This window comes from Micromonospora deserti (assembly GCF_003236335.1).
GTDB lineage: Bacteria > Actinomycetota > Actinomycetes > Mycobacteriales > Micromonosporaceae > Micromonospora > Micromonospora deserti.
Map to the genome: position 1 here is coordinate 1 of NZ_POUB01000545.1, position 591 is coordinate 591.

Consider the following 591-nt stretch of genomic DNA (forward strand, 5'->3'; position numbering starts at 1 on the left):
CTCCAGTCTCTCCTCGGCTTCCCCCTCCCCTGACCGGCCCACCGGCCATCGGCCGACGCGCCGTTGATCATGAAGTTGTTGTCCCGACACGGCGAAGCGGCCGGCGACAACTTCATGATCAATGCACCGGGCCGGACCCGGGGTGGGTTAGCCGGCTACGCGGATGAGGCGGGCGGAGAGGTGGGGGGAGAGGCCGTGGCCCATGGCCGCCATCTCCTGGGCGTACAGCAGGGCACCCTCGACGATGCCGAAGAGCCGGTGGCCGGCGGTGACCTCCTTCGCGGTCGAGGTGCGCACCACCGCGTCGGTGACGAACTCGACCTGCGTGCCCTTACGCCGGCCGATGTGCAGCTCCATCACCCCGGTCGGGACGGTCATCAGCGCCTCCAGCTCGTCGGTGACCCGGTCGCCGTCCAGCACCGGTCGCCACCAGCCCACCTCGCGGCCGGCCGGGCGGACCGGGCGGCTCTGCTCGTCGAGAATCCACGCCCGCGACTCGTAGAACAGGAACGGCCGGCCGTCGTGGCTGATCCGGATCTCCTGGGCGAAGTCGAAGTCCTCGATGGTGGGGAAGCCGCCCCGCCCCCGGCC

The 591-nt window shown here is 71.1% G+C and carries 1 protein-coding gene; it reads right to left on the reverse strand.

What is annotated here, in order from left to right:
• Window positions 1–147: 147 nt before the first annotated feature.
• On the reverse strand, window positions 148–591 hold a 444-nt coding region (locus C1I99_RS31830; RefSeq protein WP_111137801.1), incomplete at its 5' end, for a heme-binding beta-barrel domain-containing protein.